This window comes from Paenibacillus sacheonensis (genome assembly GCF_009909195.1).
GTDB classification, from domain to species: domain Bacteria; phylum Bacillota; class Bacilli; order Paenibacillales; family Paenibacillaceae; genus Paenibacillus_Z; species Paenibacillus_Z sacheonensis.
The window spans coordinates 51,766-75,080 of sequence record NZ_JAAAMU010000028.1 but is presented as its reverse complement, the minus strand read 5'-3'; the positions used below and the strand labels follow the sequence as shown (position 1 = coordinate 75,080).

16 protein-coding genes and 1 pseudogene are annotated in these 23,315 nt (G+C 59.1%); 3 read left to right on the top strand and 14 right to left on the bottom strand.

The window, feature by feature from the left end:
* The 7 genes from GT003_RS30065 to GT003_RS30035 form a co-directional block, all read right to left on the bottom strand.
* Nucleotides 1-2,189 (bottom strand): transglutaminase-like domain-containing protein (locus GT003_RS30065; protein WP_161705001.1); only part of this gene is annotated, 2,189 nt, incomplete at its 3' end.
* The gene (locus GT003_RS30060) at nt 2,167-3,735 is read right to left on the bottom strand and encodes a DUF58 domain-containing protein (RefSeq protein ID WP_161704999.1); all 1,569 of its coding nucleotides are present in this window, start codon (nt 3,733-3,735) and stop codon (nt 2,167-2,169) included. The genes GT003_RS30060 and GT003_RS30065, both read right to left, overlap by 23 nt.
* Nucleotides 3,736-3,790: 55 nt before the next feature.
* Nucleotides 3,791-4,855 (bottom strand): AAA family ATPase, encoded by a 1,065-nt coding sequence (locus GT003_RS30055; protein ID WP_338046006.1) that lies wholly within the window; start codon nt 4,853-4,855, stop codon nt 3,791-3,793.
* A gap of 632 nt (nt 4,856-5,487) precedes the next feature.
* The gene (locus GT003_RS30050) at nt 5,488-8,223 is read right to left on the bottom strand and encodes a hypothetical protein (RefSeq protein ID WP_161704997.1); all 2,736 of its coding nucleotides are present in this window, start codon (nt 8,221-8,223) and stop codon (nt 5,488-5,490) included.
* A 117-nt stretch (nt 8,224-8,340) separates the two neighbouring features.
* A complete protein-coding gene (locus GT003_RS30045; RefSeq protein ID WP_161704995.1) occupies nt 8,341-9,927 on the bottom strand; it encodes a DUF3502 domain-containing protein in 1,587 nt (528 codons plus the stop codon).
* A gap of 113 nt (nt 9,928-10,040) precedes the next feature.
* Entirely contained in the window at nt 10,041-10,913 is an 873-nt protein-coding gene (locus tag GT003_RS30040; RefSeq protein ID WP_161704993.1) for a carbohydrate ABC transporter permease, read from the bottom strand.
* A 12-nt stretch (nt 10,914-10,925) separates the two neighbouring features.
* Entirely contained in the window at nt 10,926-11,834 is a 909-nt protein-coding gene (locus GT003_RS30035; RefSeq protein ID WP_161704991.1) for an ABC transporter permease, read from the bottom strand.
* Nucleotides 11,835-12,146: 312 nt separating this feature from the next.
* Here GT003_RS30035 and GT003_RS30030 point away from each other — a divergent pair, with 312 nt between their 5' ends.
* A complete protein-coding gene (locus tag GT003_RS30030) occupies nt 12,147-14,510 on the top strand; it encodes an AraC family transcriptional regulator (RefSeq protein WP_161704988.1) in 2,364 nt (787 codons plus the stop codon).
* 148 nt (nt 14,511-14,658) lie between these two features.
* Here GT003_RS30030 and bcp read toward each other — a convergent pair whose 3' ends face one another.
* The 4 genes and pseudogenes from bcp to GT003_RS30010 form a co-directional block, all read right to left on the bottom strand.
* The gene (gene bcp / locus GT003_RS30025) at nt 14,659-15,135 is read right to left on the bottom strand and encodes a thioredoxin-dependent thiol peroxidase (RefSeq protein WP_161704986.1); all 477 of its coding nucleotides are present in this window, start codon (nt 15,133-15,135) and stop codon (nt 14,659-14,661) included.
* Nucleotides 15,136-15,165: 30 nt separating this feature from the next.
* Entirely contained in the window at nt 15,166-15,957 is a 792-nt protein-coding gene (locus GT003_RS30020) for an ABC transporter permease (protein ID WP_161704984.1), read from the bottom strand.
* A 7-nt stretch (nt 15,958-15,964) separates the two neighbouring features.
* Complete coding sequence (locus GT003_RS30015) at nt 15,965-16,759, bottom strand: ABC transporter permease (protein ID WP_161704982.1); 795 nt, start codon at nt 16,757-16,759, stop codon at nt 15,965-15,967.
* Nucleotides 16,760-17,001: 242 nt separating this feature from the next.
* Nucleotides 17,002-18,030, bottom strand: a pseudogene (locus GT003_RS30010) (ABC transporter ATP-binding protein); the annotation flags it as partial.
* Nucleotides 18,031-18,283: 253 nt separating this feature from the next.
* On the opposite strand from GT003_RS30010, the gene GT003_RS30005 reads away from it, so the two are divergent.
* Both GT003_RS30005 and GT003_RS30000 read left to right on the top strand, forming a co-directional pair.
* Nucleotides 18,284-19,384: an LCP family protein gene (locus GT003_RS30005; protein ID WP_161704980.1), complete on the top strand. Its 1,101-nt coding sequence runs from the start codon at nt 18,284-18,286 to the stop codon at nt 19,382-19,384.
* Nucleotides 19,385-19,634: 250 nt separating this feature from the next.
* Nucleotides 19,635-20,954, top strand: coding sequence for a glutamate-1-semialdehyde 2,1-aminomutase (locus GT003_RS30000; protein ID WP_161704978.1), 1,320 nt, complete (start codon nt 19,635-19,637; stop codon nt 20,952-20,954).
* A 125-nt stretch (nt 20,955-21,079) separates the two neighbouring features.
* On the opposite strand, the gene GT003_RS29995 is transcribed toward GT003_RS30000, so the two are convergent.
* The 3 genes from GT003_RS29995 to GT003_RS29985 form a co-directional block, all read right to left on the bottom strand.
* The gene (locus GT003_RS29995) at nt 21,080-21,787 is read right to left on the bottom strand and encodes a DUF5808 domain-containing protein (RefSeq protein WP_161704976.1); all 708 of its coding nucleotides are present in this window, start codon (nt 21,785-21,787) and stop codon (nt 21,080-21,082) included.
* Nucleotides 21,784-22,194, bottom strand: a complete 411-nt coding sequence (locus GT003_RS29990; protein ID WP_161704973.1) for a GntR family transcriptional regulator — start codon at nt 22,192-22,194, stop codon at nt 21,784-21,786. The genes GT003_RS29995 and GT003_RS29990 overlap by 4 nt, the downstream gene beginning before the upstream one ends.
* A 99-nt stretch (nt 22,195-22,293) precedes the next feature.
* Nucleotides 22,294-23,136 (bottom strand): inositol monophosphatase family protein, encoded by an 843-nt coding sequence (locus tag GT003_RS29985; RefSeq protein ID WP_161704971.1) that lies wholly within the window; start codon nt 23,134-23,136, stop codon nt 22,294-22,296.
* Between the last annotated feature and the right edge of the window lie 179 nt (nt 23,137-23,315).

Sequence of the window (23,315 nt, the reverse complement as noted above, 5' to 3'; positions counted from 1 at the left end):
CGGGCGCCCGCGGCTTCGCCGCGACCGGCAGCCGCAGCCGCGTCATCCGGCTGCGACTGCTCGCCCGCCAACGCGGGCGAGGCGGCGTCGCCGCTGGCGGCACCGGCAGCCGGTGCCGCAAAACCCGGCGTCGGCTCGAAGGTCAGCCAGCCGACGCCGGGAAACCATACTTCCACCCATGCATGCGCGTCGCTCGCGCGCACGGTGTACTGCTGGGAGGCTGCGCCTCCGAGCGCCGTCAGGCTGGGCTCGCCCGGGGCGAAGCCTTTCACGTAACGGGCAGGAATGCCCTGCGTCCGCAGCATCACCGTCAAAGCCGAAGCAAAATGCACGCAGTAGCCTTGCTTCTGGCGAAACAAGAAATCGTCGACGAAATCCGCCCCCGCCTCCGGCGCTTGCGTGTTCGACAGCGTATACGGATAGTTCGATTTCAAGTAATCGACGATGGCCTCCGCCTGCGCGTAACGATCGGTCGGATTTCCGGCATCCTTGACGATCTGCGCCGCAAGGTCGCCTACGCGGGCCGGCAGTCCCGCCGGGAGCTGCGTATACGCGCGCGTCTCCCGATCCGTCAGCTGAATCGGGTCGCCGGTGCCTGCTTCCTGTTCAGGCGAAGCCTCCGAGGCAGCCTCTCCCTGAACGGCCGCTTCGTTCGGCAGCCGCGTCTCCACCGTATATTGCACGACGCGGTCCTCGTCGCCGGACGCAAACATCGCGCCCGTGAAGGCATCCTGCCAATACTTGCCCGCATCGCCGCTCGGCCCACCCTGCAGCTTCAGCGCCGTGATTCTGGCATCCGCCCCGCCGGCGAACAACGGATAACCGACCGTCGGCCTTGCGGGCGTCACCGTTTGCGCGAATATGTCGTCCGTTCCGGTTGCTTGGGAAGCGTTTGATACGCTTCGTTTCTCCCAATCGTGCTCCTCCTGCTCCCAGCCCTTCCCGTTATAGAACGATTCGCTGTCACCGCGCAGATAACCGGCTTCCTTCGAAGCCACCGTGAAAAGCACGGTATCATCCGACGTCAGCGGACTGCCTAGGCGGCGGTCATCGAACCCGTAGCCGGTTTTCCCCGAACCGTTCAAGCCGGTCTTGGCCATGGCTTCTTCGGCCGTCATCGACTCCGGCGCGGCGTGGCCGTCCGACCCGTGAAAACGTTCCTCGCCCCATTCGATCGCGTCCGCTGCCCAGGGGGCCTGCTTCGATGTCGTTCCGTTCGACCATCCCCATGCCGCGCCGACGCTTAACGCCAGAATAAGTACGGCTAGCCAGGCCGCGCCGCTCCACCAGCCGAGCGTCCATCCGGCCAGGCTGCCCGAGCCGCCGCTTCCTCTGGCGAACAAATCCGGCATGCCCGACAACCGCTCGATGCGGGGCACCGTCACGAGCGCGCTCAACACCAAGCCTTCGGCGCAGGCGCGCAGCAAGCCCGGAAATACCTCCAAGCCCAGAAAGCCGTACAGCAGCAGCAAATAGATGGCCGTCAACGCGGTTAATCCCAGTCCCCACTGCCGCAGCCACATCAGGGACTGCAAGGCGATCGCCATCATGCCGAGGCCGCCGACGAGCAGCAGCGTCCTGATTTCCCCGCTGAGCATGAAATTACCGCGCGCCATGCCCGCCGCATCATGCTGGACGGCTTGCACGAGGCCCTGCATCGATTGGGCCAGCGAGCCGTAGTGCGGTTGAAACAAGAAGAGAACCGCTCCGATCGCGACCATGCCGTTCGCGAGCAGCGCTGCCCAGGTCGGCGGGACGAATAATCCGACGGTCAGGAACAGCCCGACGGCCGTCAGCAGCGGGCTGATCTCGTACAGCTCCGTATAGGATTTCAATTGCTCCAGCGGCAGCAGCCATTCCACGATCAGTCCGAACAGAAGCAGGCTGGTGATGAACCGCCTGGACGCGAAGCGGAAAAAGTACAGGCTCTCCCGCTCTTCTGTCCGTTTGGATGGGCGGGTGGTACCTTGGGCCTTACCGGCCGCTCCCGTAAACGCTTTAGCCGCGTCCGTTCCTCCTGTTCCGACAGTTCCCGCATTCTTTCCCGACGAAGCCGTCCGGCCAGGTCCCGACGCTCCCGCTCCAGTCGCCGAAGATTCAGCAGTACCCGAAGACGCACCAGTGCCCGATCCCGCCGTTCCTAAGCCCTGATGTCCATTCCCCATGCTATCCCCTTGCGGCTTCGACATGTACTCCGCCCCCTCCCTTGTTCGAGCGTGCGGACGCTTCTTCCACGGAAGGCCTCATGCTTCCATAACTTGCAGTCATCGGCATCGCCCTGACGCGGCAGCCCGTACCTTGGAGACGTTCCTGCCAGCTCATCGCGGCTTCCTCGCCTCCGGATGCCGGGACGGACAGCAGCAGCATGAGCCGGATGCCGCGCACGCCCGCCAGCTTGGCGCCGTACGAAATATTGCCGGGTTCCCCGGAAGGTCTGGCGATCGCCTCGGCGCTTCCCGTCTTGCCCGCCGTCAGGCAAAGGACGGACGCTCCTCGGGGCGCGACTGCGATGACGTCGGACAGCCGCTGCGACATCGGCTTGGCCGGCGCCCCGAGCCGCAGGCGCGCGAGGCGATTCTCCGCTTCGCGCAGCTCGCTGCCCGCGCCGGATCCGTCGTACACGACGCTCTCCGCTACGGCGTTCGTGATCAGCTTCACGCGCTTGCCTTCCAGTGCCGCTTGTTTCATCATAGCCGCGGCGCGGCCCGCGTTCGCATCGAACAGCCTGCTTTGCTTGCCGTACGCGGACGCAGAAGTCTCCAGCACGATGATGACCGTGCCTGCCGCTTCCGCTTCGTTCATGCGCGTCTGCATGCCGAGCCCTCTCGCCATGGCCCGCCAATCGACCCGCCGCAGCGAATCGCCGGGCATGTAGCCGCGCAGCTCCGGCCCCGCGCCGTCCCGGCGCAGCCGCGATGCCGCAGCCATCATCTGCCCGCCGAACACGGCGACCGGCTGCATCCCTTGCCGGGTTCGCTCCGCTTCGAAGCCGGGCAGCTCGCCCATCCCCTCTCCGGCAGGCGGGACCGGTCTTACGATTGCCCGTCCAGGGCAATCGACGGCGATATTCCGCACCGTCAGCCCCAGCATGTCCCCTGCAGCAATCGTCAAAGAGTGAAACTCCAGCTCGCCCCGCCTCAAATCCTTTATCGTATAGGACAACGTCAACTGACGGGCAAAACCCGGCAGCATAGCCCGCATGATACGGATGTCGCCGCCTTGCGGCGCAACGGCATTCTCGACCTCTTCCTGCAGGCTGATCCACATAAATGGCAGCATGCGGCTCAGCTTCAGCGTCACCGTAACTCGCATCGGACCTCCGTCAACTAGCTCGTCCGCCTCGTGAACGATCCGCTCCGCTTCGATGCGGCCCAGTGCCGCGTAAGGCAGGAGCATACTCCCTCCCGCGGTCAACACCGTCACGGCCGCGAACAGCCACTCGACCGCTCCTCCGCGTTCGACAAGCGCGAAGATGCCGATCACGAGCACGACGGCTGCCATGATCCGGGTCATCGCCCGGCTGCGCAGCTTGGAAGCCGCCGGATCGGACGCAGGCACGGCAGTCTTAGCAGCGACACCTCTCTTAGCGTCACCAGTGCTTTGCGGTATCGCTGCCGACTCCGTACCGCCCGAGGATGCCGGAACTACATTGCCTCTCAAGTTCTGCCCCGTGCTTCCCGCAGTAGCCGTCGTTTTCATTTGCTTTTGTTTCTTCGCCGTTCCTGAACCTTTCATACGCCCACCGCTTTCCTTGCGTGCGACGACTGCCTTCGCGCCGTCCAAGCCCCGCTCATCTGCGCCTTCCGCTCTCGGAAGCCGGCATCGGAACCGGTGCAGCCGACAGGATGTCGTCCAGCACCTTCGCCGGCGTTTTCCCCCTGGCCCACGCCTCGTCCTTCATCAGCAGCCGATGCGCCAGCACAGGCTCGGCCATCTGCTTCATATCGTCAGGCACGACGTAGCGTCTGCCTGCGACATAAGCCGCCGCCTGCGAAGCGCGGATCCAATCCAGCGTCGCGCGCGGGCTGGCTCCCAGCTGCAGTTCCGGCGACGTGCGCGTCGTCCCGACGATATGCACCGCGTACGCGAGCAGCGCGGGGTGAACATGCACCGACTGCGCATCCTTCTGCATCCGCATCCATTCTTCCGGTACGATGACCGGACGAAGAAGCTCGGGGAGCAGGCGCTGGCGACCCGAGGCCAGCATGCCGATCTCGTCCTCCGGCGACGGATAGCCGATCGACAACCGCAGCATGAAGCGGTCCAGCTGAGCTTCCGGCAGCGGATACGTTCCGTCGTCGCGCAGCGGATTTTGCGTCGCCAGCAGCATAAAAGGTACCGGCAGCGGCCTCGTCTCGCCGTCCGCCGACACGCTGCGCTCCTCCATCGCCTCCAGCAGCGCCGACTGCGTGCGCGGCGGCGTGCGGTTGATTTCATCTGCGAGCACGACGTTCGCCATCAGCGGCCCCTGGCGGAAAATAAGCTCGCCGCGCTTGCCGTCCCAGACCATCCCGCCGACGACATCCGCCGGCTGCATGTCCGACGTGAATTGAATCCGGCGGAACTCGCCGCCTATTACCCGGGCAATAGCACGCACGAGCAGCGTCTTGCCGACGCCCGGCACGTCCTCGAGCAGTACATGTCCGCCGGCCAGCAGCGCGCCGAATACCTGCGACACGACCTGCTCCTTGCCGAGCAGCACGCTGTTGACCCGAGCCAGCATGAGCTGAAGCGACTGCTGCGCGGCCTCCGGCCACATGTCCGAGTCCGTGGTACGAAGCGGTTCGCCGGCTGCGGCAGCGGCTCCGGTCTCCGCTCCGGTTCCCCCAAGCTGCACCGATTGTTTTGGTATCATTCCCGTCATCTCCTACTCTTCCATCCTAGTGAATCGTTCTAGTTGCTAGTTTCGCCATCAATCGCCGCCTTTACACCTGTGGGATGGGATAAACCCTCAGCTGATTAGAACCATGGAGAATTCAGGCCTTCCCTGCGGGCCGCTCTCTCCCAGTTGTTGTCCTTCGTCGGAATAAGTGCATTCATGCACTTATTCCGACCTTTTCCTGCCTAAAATTACAAAATAAGTGCAAATATGCATCTAATCGCACCTTTTTTCAGTCAAACAGCCATTTGGCATCGCATTAGTTGCAGATTTGCACCTAATTCCATCTGGAAGCAGAAACTAGCCCGAAATAAGTGCATATTTGCACTTATTTCACTTTCGTAGCGTAAGCAATAGGCGAATCGGCAAGCATAACGCGCCGATAAGACGAGTCCCGCCAGTCAGGTCACGCCCGCTCCATCAGGTTGAACGAAGCACAACCGAGCACAACGTCACTCGGGTCCGGCTCGTCCCCCAGCCCCTCAGAAACACAAAAAGCCCTCCGCTTGGCTGCTCAGCCAAACGTAGGGCGCTCCCTCGTTCACTCTTTGCTCGGACGGATGACAACCTCCGGCATTCTGACGCACCCGTCCCCCAACTCCAAAAACCTACCTATCGCTAACCCGAATATAATCCACGTCCACCGTGCCGATCGACGTGCCGGGCTCGTCGATCGGGTCGAACCGCAGCTGCTTGATCGTGCCGCTCCAATTGGTGCCGCCGACATACAGCAGATACTCCGCGTAGTCGCCGTTCGCCGAGGACAGGAACGTGAGGCTCTTCGCTTCGCTCCAGCTCGTGTCCGCCGTCGTCGTGTAATAGAACTTCACCGGCTCGGCGCCCGTGTTGTTCTTCAGCCTGATGCGGATGTAGGTGTAGGTCGAAGCGTTGATGCCGAGATTGTCCGGCGAGTAGATGTAGGCGTCGTTGCCGAGCAAGGTCAACGTGTTGATGCCGCCGGAGACGGACTGCGTCACCGTATGGCCGACCGTCCACCCCTCCGCGGAAGAACCGAAGTTATAGTCCGCGGCGAACGAAGGGCTGCTGCCTCCTCCAGTCACCCGGATATAATCTACGTTCACCGTGCCGGTCGCGGAGATCGGATCGAACCGCAGCTGCTTGATCGTGCCGCTCCATCTCGCGTTCGCTCCCATGTTCAGCACGTATTCCGTATATCCGGAAGCGCTCGGAATCGTATAGAACGTCACCCGCTTCGCTTCGGACCAGGAGGTATCGGCCGTCGTCGTGAAATACAGCCTGCCCTCGCCGCCGGCGGCCGTGTTCTGCAGGCGGATCCTCACATACGGGAACGAAGAAGCCGAGAAGTTCAAGTTATCCGGCGAGAACAGATACGGATCCCCGCCGCTCGACGTCAAGGCGTTGATGCCGCCCGACACCGACTGGGTTACTTGATTGATCGCGCTCCAGCCGTCCGTATTGCCCGCCGTGTTAAAGCCCCAGTCGAACGCCGTGCCGCCGCCGCTAATCGTCGTGTAGGCAACGCTCGGCACCCAGCTCGTATTGTCGTACGACTCGTTGCCGCTCGTGCCGCTGCCGATTTCGAAGCGGATCAGATCATCTGCCGCAACCGTTACGTTGTCCAGATCCGTCGCCGTGCCGACCTGGTCCGCCGCTCCCAACGCGTAGTCGCCGGTGCTCGGCCACAGCTGCGTCACCGTGCCCCCGGACTGCTTCGTGATCCGGGCCATGATGCCATCGCCGCCGCCGATATCCCATTTCAAGAGCTGTCCGCGAAGGCTGACCGTGCCGGAGCTCGGCGCTTTCCATACGCGAGCGACATCGCAGGCGGCGCAGTTGCCGGGATGCATGTCGAACTTGCCGACGCGCTGCAGCCATGGCGTCGCCGCGTTCTGATACCACCACTTATTCGCCGCGTCGTAGCTGGGCAGATTCGTCCAGGCGCCGCCGCTCTTGTACTGATACAGCCATTGATTCGATCCCTGCGTGCCGCCGAAGCCGGCCGCCGCGTAATAACCGGTCTGCGAGAGGCTGATGTTGTTCGTCAGCGTGAACGTGCCGCTGCCGTTCAGCAATCCATGGCCAGGCTCGTAGTACAAATTATGGCTGAACGTGCCCGTCGCGCTCACCGGCGTCGTGCCTCCGGCAAGCCGCTTGATGGAGCTGTCGCCATTCTGGGAAAACAGATTCCCCGTGTATACCGTATTGATGCTGCGATCGTCAGGATCCTCGCCGTGAATGTTCAGAATCTCGAGACCTGGCCCAGCGTTGCCCGCGATATAGCTGTGGGACACGGTGACGTTCTCGGTCGAGAATTCCTGGTCCATCGCGGTTTGGTCGGGACTCGACGTATTCGGGACGTTCGTCAGCAACGTGTTGACGATGCGCACGTCCTTCGCCCGCTGCAGGATAATCGCCGCCGTGCCGAGCGACGTATGGCAGGAAGCCTCGTTATTCAGCGTGGAATTAAGCACCAGCACGTTCCGCACGCTGGAGAAGCGAAGCGAATCGCTGCAGCCCATGATGGCTGACTGGTACGCCGCGCCGGAATGGCCGTCGTCGTCATGCAGATAGAGATCCTTGAGCGTGATGTTCTGGAAGAAGGAATTCCCGTTGGATCCCGCCGTCGTCGAGTCCAGTCCGTTCCAAGGATCGATCGAGACGCTGTCCACGTTATGCGTGCCCTCGATGGCGATGAAGCTGATATTGCGCGCCGCGTATTGCGAGTCGGTGAACGAAAGCGCGGGATTGCCCGTCAGCAGGATGCCCGCCGACATGAAGACGGCGTCGCCCTGCGCCGTCGGATCGAACGGATGCGAGGCATCGAGCGGTCCGGGGTATGCCGTCGTATGCCCGGCCCAAATGCCGCGGATATCGTGCACGTAGATATTCTCGAAATTCAGCCCTTCATGGGACAGCGTCGAATAGTAGACATAGATGCCGACGCCGGCGTTCGATACCTCGAGGTTGCGAACGTTCCAATACGAGGGGTTCGTCAGCTTCACCATGCGCTCGCCCGCGCCTCCGCCGCCGATGATTTTCGGCCGGGCGCTGGAAGACGAGCCGTAATCCGCCAGCGTAATCGGATTGCCCGACGTTCCGCTGTTCGTAAACACCATCTGCTGCCCGCTCCATGAAGAACCGCGGTTCAGCAGGATTTGGTCGCCCGCCGCGAACGTCTTGCCGTTCACTTTGGTCAAGCTGCACCAAGGGCCGTTGCCGCCGGCTGCCGCTCCCGCCGTGCCCGCATAGCTGTCGCTGCAGCCCGTGCTGCTGATGTAATAACTCGCCGCGGACGCCGCCGTGGCGTACGCGATGCCGAGCAGCAAGAACAAAAAGCAGGCGAAGCCTAATTTTCTCACCATACGTAAACAAATCCCCTCTCGAATTAGAATCGATATGAAGCCAAGGCTTTGAAATCCCAACAAAAAAAAGGGATGACCGCCTTCGTTCATGCAGTCATCCCCGTGGAGCTTACGTCGTTATTGGCCGTTGGCGGCCTTCCATGCCGTCACTTGCTTGTCGATTTCGGCAAGCACCTTGTCCAGGCCGGCTTTATTCGCTTTGTCTTGGAATTCTTTGATCTTGCCGTCGACGTCCTTGCTCATATAGATGGAGTTCGTCTCCGCTTGCAGCGCGTCGATTTGCGCCATTTCCTTCTTGACCGGCGTGGAGTCGAACACGAAGCCCGCGAACGGCGAGTATTCCGCTTTGTCGATCGCGCCTTTCAGACCGTCGAGCACCTCTTGGCTGTTCCAGTTGGACGGCCATTGATCCCACAGGCTACCGATGAACGGATGCCAGATCGCCCAGCCGAGCTGATCCTGCGTCTTGACCGTCGGATTGTCCGTGCCTTGGCCCGACACGTAATTCCAGTCTTGGCCCTCGACGCCGTAGCAGAATTCGTTGAACACTTGCTTGTCGGCGTAGAGCAGGTCGAGCATCATCATGGCGCGCTCCGGATTTTTGCTCGTCTTGCTGATATAGCTGACGACGGTACGGATCGAGCTGCCCGTTACGACCGCCTTCTCGTCAAGCAGCGATTGCACCATCGGCGTGCCGAGATCCGTCGTCGGTTTGACGAACGACTTGTCGTACACGTGATAAGCCGTAACCGCGTAGCGGCCCGTCTTGAACTCGGCGGTCGCGTCCGTGATGACTTTCTTCGGCAGATAGCCTTTTTGGTACCAGTCCGCTTTCAGCTTGGTCAGGTTGATCCAATCCGTATTGTTGACGGCGCTTTCCCATTTGCCGTCCGTCATGCTGTAGCCGACCATCGGCGAGATGCTGTCGATCGTTTGCGGAAGATTCATATTACCCATGAACGGAACGAGGTCCGGTTCTTTTTCCTTCAGCATGGCGAGCGTAGGCTCGAGGTCTTTCCATGTATGGATGGCATCGTAGTCGATGTTGTATTTGTCCGCGATATCCTTGCGATAAGCGATGTTATAGGACGTTACCCATGCGCTCGGATTGGCGATGCCGTATTTCTTGCCCTGCGTCGTAACCGCGTTCCAGGCCTGCTCCGGCACTTTCTTGACGATGTCTTGGCCGTATTTGCTGATCAAGTCGTCGAGCGGAAGCGCGATGCCGCTGGATACGTTCTGCGCGAAGCCGAGCATGCCGTTGATGTCGGTGAAGATATCGAAGCTTTCGCCCGAAGCGGCGGCGACTTTGATTTTTTGCGCGTACGTCGCGGCGTCGATGAATTTGAACGTCAGCTCGACGTTCAGCTTCTCTTTTAAAACCTCGTTCAGGTGCTTCATGACGCTCGTCTCGTTCGGACGCGGGTCGAGCGGAGCGAGTATATACCAAGTCAACTTGACGAATTCCGACGTATCCGCGGCTGCGGAAGCGGTTTCATTTGTTGCTGCGTTAGTGGACTCGGCCTCGTTCTCGGAGCCGGCGTTCGTCGCCGCGTTGTTGGCCGGCGCATTGTTCGTGCCTCCGTTATTGGCCGCGTTGCCGTTGTTGCCGTTGTTGCTTCCGCAAGCGGACAGCGCCGCCGTGGCCGCCATCAGCGTCGCGAGCAGCAGAGCGGAAGAAGCGCGTTTCTTTTTGCTGGTCATTTGTTTATCCTCCCCTGTTTTGTTAAGCCTGCAAACTCGGAGGCGGCGGGCCCTGCTACCTCCGTTTATGTGTTAACAGCGGCAAGCGGATCGCTAAGGCTCGCTGAATTAACCTACCCTTTGACGGCTCCGACCGTCAAGCCTTTCGTGAAGAAGCGTTGGAAGAACGGGAAGACGAGCAGCAGCGGTCCGACCGCGACGACGCAGACGGCCATCCGGAACGTGGCCTGCGGAAGCGCCCCGCTCGACATGCTGACCGGCTTGATGACGCTGAGGAACTGCATGTTGGTCAGCATCTTCTGCAGCATGGCCTGAAGCGTCAGCAGCGACGGACTGTCCGTATAGAGAAGACTGGAGAACCAGTCGTTCCAGAACTGCAGCGCCATCAACAAGCCGACCGTGGCGATCGCCGGCGTCGCGAGAGGGATGACGATCCGCGTGAAAATCGTGAATTCCCCCGCCCCGTCGAGCTTCGCGCATTCATAGAGCGCGTCGGGAATGCTGCGCAGGAAGCCTTTGAGCATCAGTACGTAGAACGCGTTGACGAGCACAGGCACGAAGAGCGCATAGATCGTATCTTTCATGTGGAGCCACTGCGTCACCAGAATATAGGAAGGCACCAGGCCGCCGCGGAACAGCATCGTGAAGAAGATGTAGAACGACAATCCGTTGCCGTACTTGTAATCCCTGCGGCTTATGGCATAGCCGAGCGTCGTCATCAGCCACAGTCCGAGAACCGTGCCCGCGGCCGTCGTGATGATCGTGACCGTGTACGACCGGATCAGCTGCTGCGAGTTTTTGGCCAGTAGATGATAGGCGTCGAGCGATAATCCGCGCGGCCAAATCCAGTAGCCGTGACGGATGATGCCGAGCTCTTGGGAGAAGGAAGCGGCCAGGATCATGATGAACGGGACGACGACGATCGCGCAGAGCACGATGAAAAATAGATGAACGAAGAGGTTGAACCGTTTTTGGGACTGTATCATCCTTGCACCGCCTTAGAAAAGTTTGTCTTCTTTGCTGATTTTGCCGATCGCGTAGTTGGACAGCACGACGACGATAAATCCGCAAATCGATTGGAACAGGCCGGCCGCCGAAGACATGCCGAAATCCCCCAATTGGCGAAGCGCGCGGTACACGTACGTATCGATGACGTCCGTCGTCGGATAGAGCAGCGCGTTGTCCTGCGTCACGCTGTAGAACAGCCCGAAGTCGGAATAGAAGATGTTGCCGATCGACAGCACGACCATAATGATGATGATCGGGCGAATCAGCGGAATGGAGATATGCCAGGCCTGCTGGAACCGCGTTGCGCCGTCGAGCCGCGCCGCTTCGTAATATTCGGCGTCGATGCCCATCAGGGCGGCGTAATACATCAGCGTTCCGTAGCCGAGGAACTTCCATACGTGGGCGACGACCAGGATAAGCGGCCAGTAGCCGGGACTGTTATAGAACATGACCGGGTCCATGCCGAACGCCGCCAACAGCTTATTGACGATGCCCGTGTCGGAATCGAGGAATCCGAACACCGCGTACGAGACGACGATCCACGAGATGAAGAACGGCAGGAACAGCACCGTCTGATACACTTTGGTCGCCCGCTTGCCGAGTTCGAACAGCAGGAGCGCGACCGCCACTTCCACGATGACGTTGATCGAGATGAACAGCGCGTTCATGACGACCGTGTTGCGTATAATGTGAAGCAAGTCGGAGTTGAACAGGAATTCGAAGTTTGTGAGGCCGATCCATGGGCTGTGCAGAAACCCTTTTTCGAAGTTGTACTCTTTGAACGGAAGCACGAGTCCGTACAGGGGCACGTAACTGAAGATGAAGATGAAGACGATGGCCGGCAGCGCGAGAAGCGTCAGTCCGAAGCTGCTTCGGAAATACTTGAGATGTTTCGACATGTTGAATGTTATCCTCCATTCCTTGCGATCCAGCCGCTCCCTGCATCGTTCGGCGGCTGCCTCTGCCCCTTATTATGGATCCGCCCTGCAGGGGCCGAACAGTGCAAATCGCGTTCGGTGCATGCATTTCGCGTGTGCACTTTTCGCCGTCTGTCCACTTGCCGGCATGCATTATCGGCCGGATATCCAATTGCGGATGTGCAATTTATGTATGCGCATTCAAAAAAGCGTTCGGCGGCGCGCGGAGCTATTTACAATCGCCTTGCGGAACGTATACGATTAGACGAAGAAACTCAATCGGGGGGCGGTTGCATGAGAAAATTTTACGGTTCGTTCCGTATGCAGAATAAATACTACTTGCGCATCGTCTTGTCGATCAGTCTAGTCGCTACCCTGCTCGTCTGCACGCTTTCCGCGGCGCTCTACGTCTACGGCAAGGACAAGCTGTACGAGCTCGAGACGCAGAAGAACAGCCAGCTGCTGAACCAAACGAAGCATACCATCGAGCAGATGGATGCGGCGATCCGCAACATCGCCGTCTATTTGTTCGTCACGCCGGACGCCACCGCGATCTTGAACAACACCGGCAATATCGGGCAAGACGAAATTTACTCCAAACTGAACCGCATCTCGGCATCCGTCATCACGTCGAACACGTCGATTCAATCCATCGGCTTCTATAATAGCTATAACGAACAATATTATTATGCCGGCAAGCAGATGTATTACGACGATGCCGGGATGAAGCAAATGATCGTCGCCTATCCCGGCGCGCCGCGCATGAAGCCGATATTCCGCGCAATCGAGAACGATTACGGAACGAAGCCGGTGAAGGAGCCGATCATTACCTACCTGATGTACGAGTCGTCCGGGGATCCGGCCAAAATCGATTCCGCCGTGGCGATCAACCTGAATCCGAACTGGATCATGGACAATCTGAAACAGTACAGCTTCGTTAATGAACAGCGTGGCGAAAGCGCATACATCTACAGCGACAACGGCGGGTTTCTGGAGAAGGACAAGGAGCATGCCGAGCTGCGCGCTTCGCTGATCCAGGATTTCAAGAACAAACCGCCCAAGGCCGATTCCGGCTCGATCGTTCGGAAGCTGAGCGGAGAGCGGTACGTCATCTCGTATTTGCAGCTGAAGGACCAAAGCCTGACGATTTTCAAAATCCAGCCGATCTCCGCCGTATACGGCTCCCTGTATGCCTTTCGCACGTTCTTGACGGTCATCGTGGCCATCTTCGTCCTGATCGCGCTGCTCTTCTCCCTGACGGCGTCCGGCATCGTCTACACGCCGATTCTCCGCCTGCTGAAGCAAGTATCGAGCGGCGGCGACCAGTCGTCGACCCGGGACGAAATCTCGTTCCTGAGCAAAATGTACGACGATACGCTATCCAGGGTGAAGCAGTACGACTCGCAGCGGCAGTCGGTTCAGACCATTCTAAAGTCGTACGCGCTGAAGAGCATGCTGCTCGGCGAGCAGCCGCTGTCCCGCGAGAGCTTCGAGGAGCTGTGCCGCGAGCATCAAATGCCTTTCGCCTACGACGGCGAATTCCGCCTGGTGCTGGTCAAGATGGACGAATTCGCGCAGCTGCAGCAGCGCTACAACCAACAGGACCGGCAGCTGATCAAATACGCGATCGGCAATATCATGCGCGAAACGCTGCTTGCCCTCGGACAAGCCGAAGAGACCGCCATGCAGGACGACGAGCTGGCGCTGCTGCTTCCGCTCGGAGACGGCGGCTTGAACGAGGCCGAGATCGTCGTCCTGCTCGAAACGGCTCAAGCGTTCATCAAAGAATATTACCGCTTGTCCGTCACGGTGTCCGTCAGCGGCCCGATCACGCGGGCACCGGGCCTGCCGGATGCTTTCCGCGCCCTCGGCAAGCTGGCGGCGTACCGTTTCGTCATCGGCACGGGCAGCGTCATCACCGCCGATCTGGTGCGCGACAATGCTGCCAACCGCAGTCTCTCCCACTCCGCGCGGGCGGAAACGATCCTGCTCGAGCATATCGAGAAGCGCAATTATCCGGGCGTCAAGCAATCGCTCGATGCGCTGAAGGCGGAGCTCGTCGGCATGAAGTACGAGCATATGGTCACGTCGATCATGCATCTCGTCGGCGAGATACGCATTCGTCTCAAGCAGAGCCAGACCCGCCACGGAGGAGCCGCGGAGCAGGGCGAGGATCAATTGCTGAGCATGCTCCAGTCGCTCGGCACGATCGAGACGATCGAAGAATGCTTCGCCGGTCTGCAGCAGGTGCTGCAGGATGCGTTGGACGACTCGAAGGAGAGCGAAAGCGCCAGTTCGCAGCATTTTGTCGTGGACACGGTTCAGAACATTATCCAGCTGAGCTACGCGGACAACGCGCTCTGCCTCGACGGCATCGCCTCGACGTTGAAGATGCCGTCGCGCAAGCTGGCGAAGCTGTTCAAGGACGCGGTCGGCATCTCGATCGGGGAGCAGATCAACGAAGTTCGCCTGAGCCGCGCGGCCAAGCTGTTCGAGACGGGCGACCACAGCGTCTACGAGGTACTCGTCCAGGTCGGTTACGAGAACCAATCGTATTTCTACAAACTGTTCCGCACGCGCTTCGGCATGACGCCGAAAGAGTACGCGGCCCGATTCGGCGGCTCGGCAAGGGGAGATTCCGATTCGCTAAGCGGTTGATTCGGCGGCGGCTCGACGGCGCGTCCGCTCCGAATGACGTTACTTGTAGTGGCGCGTCCGCACACGAAATAGCCTTCGGAAGCGCGGAATCCCGCGCCCCGAAGGCTTTTTTACGTTCGATTTCCCCCTCGCCGCTCGATGCCTGTCCTTACAGCTCGAGCGCAGCGGCCAGCACGTCCTGCACATGGCCCTTCACGCGGAGGTTGCGCCATTCGCGCACCAGCTTGCCTTTCTCGTCGATGAGAAAGGTCGAGCGCACCAGACCCATGTACTCGCGGCCGTACAGCTTCTTCAGCTGCCATACGCCGTACAGCTCGCATACGCGATGCTCCGTGTCCGCGAGCAGCTCGAAGGGCAGCTCGTATTTCTCCGCGAACTTCTCATGACGCTCCGCAGGGTCGTTGCTGATGCCGAGCACGACCGTATCGTGCTTCCCGAATTCCGCATACGCGTCGCGAAAATCGCAGGACTCCTGCGTGCACGCCGGCGTCATATCCTTCGGATAGAAGAATAGGACGACCTTATGGCCGACGTATTGACTTAAGCTGACTTCGCGCCCGCCTCCCGCGGGAAGCTTGAAATCCGGCGCCTTTTTCCCCAGGACCGCTTTCGCTTTGATTGCCATTGCTTCTTCTCTCCCCTTGCGATCGAATTCTTATGATCCCGCGCCCCGGTACCGCTTGACGCCGTGATTCCAGATGAGCAGCCCGAGCCCCATGACGATGACGCCCATAAGGGGCGTGTACGGAGCAAGATCCGACAGGCCCGACTCGTTCCGACCGAGAAAATACGAGGCCGGAATGACGCCGGTAAAGGCGAACGGCAGCAGCCAGGTCAGGAAGAACCGGATGATCTTGCTGTAAATATTGACCGGGTACCGGCCGTACGTCGAAATATTGTACATCAAGGGCAAAATGCCCGTCGGCGCGTCCGAATAGAACGAAATCGCCGTCAGAGACGTAAAGATGCCGGCATAAATCATGACGGACCCGATCGTGAACGCGATCAGCATCAGCACATCCGTCAGATGGAAGGCCAGCCCCAGGTCGCCCCAGCTCAGGATCATGATGATCAGGCCGACGAACGAGCCGAACAACGACGGCGGATCGAGATTTTCGAGCAGCACTTGGTACAGGTTATAGGCGGGGCGCGTCAGCACGCGGTCCATTTCGCCTTTGACGATATATCGTTCGCTGAAGTTCCAAATGTTGAAGAGCGCGCTGAAGATGCCCGACGGCACCATGAAATACCCGTACACGAACACCACTTCCGCCTCGGTCCAGCCCCCGAGCGTCGGCGTATGCCGGAACACGATGAGGATGAAGATCAGATTGACGGCCTGAAACAACAGGTCCGACAGCACCTCGATCCAGAAGTCCATCCGGTACGTCAGCTTTGTTTTCACGTAATTCTTCATGTACTCTACGGCAAGCGACCAATAAAACATCTATCCCTCAACCTCCCTGCACGAACAACCGGGTTCGCGCCTGGCGCCATACCCATGCAATCGGAATAATCAATGCGACGAACCATATTACTTGAATGCCGAAGACGCGCCACACTTCCGCGCCCGTAACGCGACCCGTGAAGACCGAGCTCGGGATAAACGTAATCGCTTGAAACGGCAGCCATTTCATCGTGACGGCCAGCCAGCCCGGGAAGAACGTAATCGGCACGATAACCCCCGAGAACAGGTCGACGAGCACCCGCTTCATGCGCAGCATGCCCTCGTTATTTTCGACGAAGAACGCAAACAAGCCTACGAGCATGTTGATCTGCGTATTAATAAGAAAGCTGAACAGCAGCATGAACAGATAAATGACCCAGGTGCCCGGATCCGACGGCAGCTTCACCGGGAAGATCAGGCAGACGAGCGCAAGGCCCGGCCCCATGAACAGAAGCAGGCGGAACAGTCCTTCGCCGAACCCCTGCATCAGCTTCACGAACAGATAGTTGTACGGACGGATAAATTGCACGGCCACGCTGCCGTCGCGGATTTCGTTTGCGATTTCGCGATCCAGGTTATTGAAGTAGAAAGCCCTCGCCATCCACGAAACCGCTACGTACGTCGTCATCTGAGCGAGGGTGAAGCCCGCCAGCAGCTTCTGGTCGCCATAGATCGCTTCCCACAGAAAATAGTACGCGCCGATGTTGATCGTGTATATGACGATGCCGCTGTAATAATTGACGCGATACGCCAGCATCATGAGAAAACGAATGCGAATCAGGTCCAAGTAAGCGCTGTTCATGACGTGGGTTCCTTCTTGGAGGCAGCGGCCGCGAGAACCGGTTCATCCGCCTTCCGCTCGGACGGAGCGGCATCGCCGGAGCCGGACGGCGCAGCATGATCCGTATCGTCCGTCACGGCGGCTTCGGAGTCTGCCGGGGACGGCACGCCTCCCGACTGAACCGCAGCGTAAGCTGGCGTATCGGCTGCGTCCTGCGCCGGTTCTTGCGATGCTGCCTCCGCTTCCTCGAAGACCGCGCCGCCGCCCAGCTTCGCGGCCGCTTCATTGGAAGCCGAGCCGGAAGAGTAAATCTCGCGAACGATCTCGTCCGTATTCGTCTCCATGATTTTGATGTCGCGGATATCCGAGCTGCCGCCGACGACGCGGGCGAGCGCCTCAGAGACATTTACCGCATGCGGCAGCCACATCGTGGCCGTCAGCTCGTTGTCGATGCTCCATTCGACGCCTTCCAGCCCTTCCGTCAAGCTGCGCAGCGTATGCAGCGACGGATGTTCCCCGAACTGGAATTGGAGCTCACGGCCTTTGCTCCAGCGCGATTTCAGCTCCTCCAAGCCGCCGTCATAGATAATGCGGCCGTCGTCGAGCATGATGACGCGCGAGCACAGCGCCTCGATATCCTGCAAATCATGCGTCGTCAGCAGGATCGTCGTGCCTTGCTCCCGATTAATTTTTTTTAAGAATTCGCGGATTTCCGTCTTGACGATGATATCCAAACCGATCGTCGGCTCGTCCAGAAATAGAATCGAAGGGTTATGCAGCAGCGACGCGACGAGCTCGCAGCGCATCCGTTGACCCAGGCTGAGCTTCCTTACGGGACGGTTGAGCAGGTCGCCCAGCTGCAGCCGTTCCACCAATTCGTCCAGCCGCTGGCGGTAGTCGGCTTCGGACACCCGATAGACCTTGCGAAGCAGCTGGAAGGATTCGATAACGCCGATATCCCACCATAATTGGCTGCGCTGACCGAACACGACGCCGATGCCGCGGACGAATTTTTCCCTGTCTTTATAAGGCACGAAGCCATTTACCATGAGGTGTCCCGAGGTTGGAACGAGGATGCCCGTCAGCATCTTGATCGTGGTCGATTTGCCCGCCCCGTTCTCTCCTATGTAGCCGCAAATTTCGCCCTGCGGAATTTGAAAGCTTATATCTTTGACCGCGGTAATCGAATTGTATTCGCGCTTGAACAAGTCCTTGAGCGCGCCTCCGAGACCTTCGCGGTTCTTCTGAACCTGGAATTGCTTCCTTAAATCTTGTACGTCGATCGCCAGCATGCTGCGTCCGGCTCCTCTCTTTTTCGACATTTCCTGGGAAATATCCACCATATTCGTTCCAATCAGATAAAACTTGCTTCTCTATGACAATCCATTTTATAATTTTATGATATGTAATGCTATACTGTTTACAAAAGTTTGGTCAACCTGCTCGACCTGATAGCAATCTATTGGACGTCATACTTTATTGTTCCGAAGCGGGGTTTACTCCTCGTCCGATTCGGACCTATTCCAAGGAGGAACTGAAACGAACATGGCGCGTGCGAAAGCGAAGCAACCAAAACGAAAAAGACCCTGGAGATGGGCGCTGCTCGGCGCTGCCGTCGTGATTTTGGCGGTCGGCGGTTACATCTTCTATGAACTTTACGGCACTTATAACGGGCTCGATAAGCTGAGCGATCCGACGAATGATCCGAAATTCACCGATTACCAGGTCGTTGCAACCGAGAAACCACCGGAATGGGAAGGCAAGGAACGCGTCAACATCCTCATCATGGGCGGCGACAACCGCGGCTTGGCCGAGAACGATAAAGCCCGCTCCGACTCCATGATGGTCGTATCCTTGGATCCGGTCAAGAAAGACATTCACTTGTTCTCCGTTCTTCGCGACACTTGGGTGGACATTCCGGGCCATGGAGACGACCGCATCAACACGGCGTTCGCGCTCGGCGGTTCCGAGCTTGCCATGCAGACGATCGGCAACGTGCTTGGACTCGATATCCAGTATTATGTGTACACGGACTTCGAAGGATTCAAGTCGGTCATCGACGCGATCGGCGGCATCCAAAACTTCGAGGTCGAGAAGGACATGAACTACGTCGACAACGCCGACGGCAACCGCTACGACATTCATCTTAAGAAAGGCGTTCAGGACCTTGACGGCACGAAAGCCCTGCAATACGTGCGCTTCCGTCATGACGCGATGAGCGACTTCACGCGCACCGAGCGTCAGCGCAAGCTGCTCGGCGCCGTAGCCGACAAGATGAAGAACGGCTGGAACCTGCTGAAGATGAAGAAGATCGTCGACAGCGTGGACGGTTACGTCAAAACGAATATCGAAGTATCCGATATGATCAAGCTCGGCCAGCTTGGCGTGAACAGCCATATCGCCGGCCAGGCTCAAGTGCCTCCGATGGACCTGATCAGCGGCGAGAAAGTAAACGGCGCTTCCGTGCTCGCGATTTCGGACGAGGACAAAGTACTGGAATTCGTGCAGGATGAGCTGACCAAGGATTCCACGATTCCGGCCTCGACCGATACGTCGGTTCAAAGCGGTAACGGAACGGTAACCAATACGGAATCGAACTCCTCGACTGCAGGCAGCGGGAATACCGCCAATGAAGGCAGCCGATAGAGCGATCGCGAGCAGCGAACAGAACAATCCATGTTCAGCTATTAGCACAATTAAGGTTCAGCTATTAAAACAATTAGAGTACAGCTATTAGAACAATCAAAGTCAGCCAATAGAATCGCCAAGGGAGCGCGCCGATGCAATCGGCCGCTCTCTTTTGTTGTGCTTGTCGGCATGGCAGAGGTACAATAAGGGCATTGCGTTTCGGTTTCCTATATCAAGCATTGCATGAAGACTCAAGGAGGCACTATCCATGTCCAACAATCATCGACCGCGCTCGGAGGCTTTATATGCCGAAGCGCTTCAACATATCGTCGGGGGCGTCAACAGTCCCTCGCGTTCGTTCAAGGCCGTCGGGGGCGGGGCGCCCGTCTTCATGAAGCACGCGCAGGGCGCGCATTTCTGGGACGTCGACGACAATCGCTACATCGACTATCTGTGCGCCTACGGACCTATCATAACCGGCCATGCGCACCCGCATATTACCGAAGCGATCACGACGGCAGCCGCGAACGGCACCCTCTACGGCACGCCGACTGAGCTTGAAATCACGCTCGCGCGGATGCTCAAGGAAGCCATTCCCTCGCTCGACAAGGTCCGTTTCGTCAACTCCGGCACGGAGGCCGTCATGACGACGATCCGCGTCGCCAGAGCCTATACGAAACGAAGCAAAATCATCAAATTCGCCGGCTGCTACCACGGCCATTCCGATCTCGTGCTCGTAGCAGCCGGCTCCGGTCCGTCGACGCTCGGCATCCCCGACAGCGCCGGCGTTCCGGTCAGCATCGCTAGCGAAGTCATCACCGTCCCGTTCAACGACCTGGACGGCCTGCGCACGGCGCTGGATACGTTCGGCGACGACGTCGCGGCCGTGATGGTCGAGCCCATCGTCGGCAACTTCGGCATGGTCATGCCGGAGCCGGGCTTCCTCGAAGGTCTCTGCAAAATGACCCGCGAGGCAGGCGCCCTCGTTATCTACGATGAAGTCATCAGCGCCTTCCGCTTCCATTACGGCAGCGCGCAAACCTATGCCGCGTTCCCGGATCGCGCTGCCATCGAGCCGGATCTCACGGCGCTCGGCAAGATCATCGGCGGCGGCCTGCCGATCGGCGCTTACGGCGGCCGCAAGGCGGTCATGGAGCAGGTTGCGCCGCTCGGCCCGGCCTACCAGGCGGGCACGATGGCCGGCAACCCGGCTTCCATCTCGGCCGGCATCGCCTGCCTCGAGGTGCTGATGCAGCCGGGTGTCTACGACCGCATGGATGCCCAGGCAGCCCGGCTGGCCGAAGCGCTTCAAGCATCGGCGGACAAGCATGGCATCCCGCTGACGATCAACCGTATCCGCGGCTCGTTCTCCGCCCATTTCTGCAGCCATCCCATCACGAACTACGATGAAGCGCAGGATACCGACGGCGAAGCGTTCGCGCAGTTTTTCCGGTTGATGCTGGATCAGGGCATCTGTCTCGCTCCTTCCAAGTATGAAGCCTGGTTCCTGACCACGGCCCACACGGACGAGGACATCGCAGCCACGATCGCGGCCGCGGAGAACGCTTTTGCTGCCATGAAGCGCTAATCCGCTCGCATCCATACCGAACAACGCCAAAAACCTCGATCACCGCTTATCAGGCGGGAATCGAGGTTTTTCTGATTTTCGCCCCCTGATGCCGGAGAACTCTTTCCGCGCCAGCTTGCCCCTTGCTATTCGACCATCAGCGCGACCAGCATGACGATCGCGAACGGAATAAGAATAAGCGTCGCAATCACGACCCAGCCCATCGGACGGCCGAAGTTAACGGTCCAGCCGATCCCCAGTTTCTTCGGCACGAATATGGCGGGATCGCTCGGGTTGTAATACACGCCGCCGCCGGCAAGCCAGTGTTCCTCGTCCTGGGCAGACCCCTCCCGCAGACCGAGCCGCCTCACCGTCACGATGAGCCCGATAACGCCAAGGACGATCAGCGCCATCACCGCAATCGTCACGATGGACAGCGCCTTGGTCGGCCAACCGTACAGCATCGTGGCTTGAATATAACTGAAGAACGCCGTCAACAACAGCGACAGGCCATAGAGAAATACGCTGTTCACGTACCGAAACCTTCGCTGCTTGTTCTCGCTTGTCCCGCTGTCCGAGCTCCCGCCCGGCTTCGCCTGGGCGATGACCGCGTTCGTGCCCAAGATCGTCGCGAGCAAGCAAAGCTGCACGAAATTGAACAGAAACACGGTCCCCCAGCTTTTGCCGCTGTAACCGTCCGCCTCGAAGCGGATATTGTAATGCGTCGTCAACGTCGGCGGAATGTCCTTCCACAGCCATGCCGCGGCCAGCGCGGAGCCTGCGATCAGCAGCCCCTGCACCCAATACCAGTGCATCGACAGCACGCCTTCATGGTTGTTTGATCCTTTGTTCATTCGAGTGAATCTCCCATCCTTGATAAATCGCTGCGGTAAATTTTCACGCAGGCTTTACTGAATTCGGTCTCCGTCATGCCTCTCGCCCGGCCTTCGACCGCCAGCGCGCGCAGCTGGTTCTGCATCCGTTCCATAAATCGCTCCGTCAGCCGCGGCATTTCCTCCGTCGGCGGCACGAGCATGCCAAGCCGTCCGTCATAGCGTTCCACGAGAAAGCCTTCGTCGAATAAGCTCCGGTACGCTTTATGCACCGTCGTCGATTTAATGCGCAGGTCCGCCGCCAGCCGTTTGGCCGAAGGCAGCGTCTTGCCCGGCTTCAGCGTCCCCGAAGCAATGCCCGCGATAATTTGCTGCGCGATCTGCTCGTGAAGCGGCACATCGCCCTGTACGTCAAGCTCGATAAACATCCGGCCAGCCCCCATCCCATAGCGTCTTACGCTATTCTATGCAAAAGAACGCCTCTTCTCCCGTCATATGCGGACGGAATGAGAGACGTTCTTCGTTTGTCAGCCGCCGGCCTCTGCCTGCTGCAGGGCGTTCACGAATTCGCCGTGCACGCGGCCGTTGGAGGCTGCAACGTGGCGAACGCCGAGATGGTAGTCGTTCCCTTGCATGTCCGTAACGGTCCCTCCCGATTCCTTCACGAGCAGCGCTCCTGCCGCCAAATCCCAGGAGTTCAATCCGATCTCCCAGAAGCCGGTCAACCGCCCCGAGGCGACATAAGCCATATGCAGCGCCGCCGAGCCCGCCGAACGGATATTGCGCACCTGCGGGGCGAGCGCTTGCAGCTGCTTCATATTGAGCGGCTGGGCGTAATTCGGATCCGCTGGGAAGCCCGTCGCCAGCAAGCTTTCGCCGAGCGTAGTCTCGCCGGAGACCGCCATGCGGCGGCCGCGGACGTAAGCGCCCTTGCCTTTCTCCGCGACGAACAGCTCGTCCCGCATCGGATCGTATACGACGCCGACGATGACTTCTCCGCGGTACGCGAGCGCGATGGACACCGAGAAGAACGGGAAGCCGTGCACGAAATTCGTCGTGCCGTCGATCGGATCCACGATCCAAAGGTATTCTGCGTCTTGCACGCTTTGCAGCGCCTTCGTCGACGCCTCAGGTCCAGGCTGCACGCCTTCCTCGCCGAGGAAGGAATGATCCGGGAAGTGCGTTCCCACCAAGTTGCGGATCATCGTCTCCGCGCCTTTATCTACTTCCGTGACTAGGTCCTGCGCGGAATATTTTAACGATAGGCTTGTATGGTTGCCAAGTTTCGTCTTTATCCATTCTCCGGCTTTCGCTGCGCAATTGATCGCGACAGCTGTGAAACTCTTGCCCCCGATAATCGGTTCACTCATGGTTAGACCACGCTACTTTCCTATGAGTTCAATTACTTCTTTGTAACAATACGTCAGCGGGCGGACAAAGTTTCGCCCGAATTCACTGAAAGACACCAATACCTATATTACTCCAAATGGTATCTCTATTGCCAGTAAGCGTGCAAAAGAAGCCAAGGAAAAGGCCGCCTTGAAAGATT

Bases quoted from the DNA above. Each gene is read 5' to 3' on its own strand.
- GT003_RS30060 (WP_161704999.1), bottom strand. From the start codon at position 3,735: ATGAAAGGTTCAGGAACGGCGAAGAAACAAAAGCAAATGAAAACGACG.
- GT003_RS30055 (WP_338046006.1), bottom strand. From the start codon at position 4,855: ATGATACCAAAACAATCGGTGCAGCTTGGGGGAACCGGAGCGGAGACC.
- GT003_RS30050 (WP_161704997.1), bottom strand. From the start codon at position 8,223: ATGGTGAGAAAATTAGGCTTCGCCTGCTTTTTGTTCTTGCTGCTCGGC.
- GT003_RS30045 (WP_161704995.1), bottom strand. From the start codon at position 9,927: ATGACCAGCAAAAAGAAACGCGCTTCTTCCGCTCTGCTGCTCGCGACG.
- GT003_RS30040 (WP_161704993.1), bottom strand. From the start codon at position 10,913: ATGATACAGTCCCAAAAACGGTTCAACCTCTTCGTTCATCTATTTTTC.
- GT003_RS30035 (WP_161704991.1), bottom strand. From the start codon at position 11,834: ATGTCGAAACATCTCAAGTATTTCCGAAGCAGCTTCGGACTGACGCTT.
- GT003_RS30030 (WP_161704988.1), top strand. From the start codon at position 12,147: ATGAGAAAATTTTACGGTTCGTTCCGTATGCAGAATAAATACTACTTG.
- bcp (WP_161704986.1), bottom strand. From the start codon at position 15,135: ATGGCAATCAAAGCGAAAGCGGTCCTGGGGAAAAAGGCGCCGGATTTC.
- GT003_RS30020 (WP_161704984.1), bottom strand. From the start codon at position 15,957: ATGTTTTATTGGTCGCTTGCCGTAGAGTACATGAAGAATTACGTGAAA.
- GT003_RS30015 (WP_161704982.1), bottom strand. From the start codon at position 16,759: ATGAACAGCGCTTACTTGGACCTGATTCGCATTCGTTTTCTCATGATG.
- GT003_RS30005 (WP_161704980.1), top strand. From the start codon at position 18,284: ATGGCGCGTGCGAAAGCGAAGCAACCAAAACGAAAAAGACCCTGGAGA.
- GT003_RS30000 (WP_161704978.1), top strand. From the start codon at position 19,635: ATGTCCAACAATCATCGACCGCGCTCGGAGGCTTTATATGCCGAAGCG.
- GT003_RS29995 (WP_161704976.1), bottom strand. From the start codon at position 21,787: ATGAACAAAGGATCAAACAACCATGAAGGCGTGCTGTCGATGCACTGG.
- GT003_RS29990 (WP_161704973.1), bottom strand. From the start codon at position 22,194: ATGTTTATCGAGCTTGACGTACAGGGCGATGTGCCGCTTCACGAGCAG.
- GT003_RS29985 (WP_161704971.1), bottom strand. From the start codon at position 23,136: ATGAGTGAACCGATTATCGGGGGCAAGAGTTTCACAGCTGTCGCGATC.